The organism is Clostridium amazonense, assembly GCF_056431285.1.
The window spans coordinates 1-1235 of record NZ_JBWKMH010000022.1 but is presented as its reverse complement, the minus strand read 5'-3'; the positions used below and the strand labels follow the sequence as shown (position 1 = coordinate 1235).

The window sequence follows — 1235 nt, the reverse complement described above, 5'->3', positions numbered from 1 at the left end:
AATCTCAATGAATTAACTGGTTTTACCTATATATTATCTGTTTAATTTTCAAAGACCAATGTGTCATCATCACCTGACGACTTTTTCTATTTTACTAGATTTAAACTTTTTTGTCAACACTTTTTTAAAATGTTTTTTAAGTTTATATCTACATCGCTTGGCTTCAATTACTTGTTTGCCTCAGCGACAAGATTTATTATATCTAAAAAATAACTATTAAATTTGCATTGTTATGCTATGATATCAATTTAAATCCATATTACTACATATTTCTCATATTTTCTTGTATTTTATATTCGTGATACACTAGGTAAAGTATTTATATTTTTATTAAATTATATGAAAATTACAAAATAAATTTCTTCTTATTTATCTACTGTACTATTGTCTCAAAAGTAAAATACATGTAAAAAGTTCAAAATTTAATTTATTTTATTTATATTACTATATGTAGATATAAACACTTATATTTATACTTAAATACTTAATAATATTTTATTAAAGTAATATAAATTTTATTTTCCCTAAAATTTATATTTTTATACTTATATATTATAAAATCCTGCACAAATTTTAAATTACATTAATGTCTTCAGTTTAATTTAACTTATTAATTATTTAAAATAATATTTCACAATAAAATTTATTCTTTATATAAAAAAAGGATCTAGTTATCAATACCTATTTTAAAACAATGATTTCATAATTAGATCATATTTATTAAGGATATATATTTTCCTAAAAAAATAAACCCATTTTCAATTTCTATTTTATAAATTTCTTCTTATATATAATCTATCTTTTATCAAGCTGCTAAAAATATAAAAAGTGTGTACACTATTTTAATAACCATCAAATTTTAAATCTCACCTTTAAAAACATCTAAAATCTTATCCTATATTATTTCTAAGTGATAGTTTAAGTTTCTAAAATAAGTACGTAAAATTTAATATATATACTAGCACTCAATTAGCATATTGCCATCCTAACTTTATCCCCATTTAAATAATAGAATGTGTATAATATTAATTTAATAAATTAATTTGTGGATTATTTGTTTTACTGGTTATAAATAATCTTATCTAATTTCTATACAACAAAAAAGCTCCTAGTATTTCTACTAAGAGCTTTGGTGGCTCACCGGGGAATCGAACCCCGGACACCATGATTAAAAGTCATGTGCTCTACCGACTGAGCTAGTGAACCATATGACCTGGCGACAACCTACCCTCCCA

The 1235-nt window shown here is 22.4% G+C and carries 1 tRNA gene; it reads right to left on the bottom strand.

The features are described 5' to 3' along the window. Window positions 1-1130 precede the first annotated feature (1130 nt). Window positions 1131-1206 (bottom strand) — tRNA-Lys (locus tag AC07E4_RS08235). Window positions 1207-1235 lie beyond the last annotated feature (29 nt).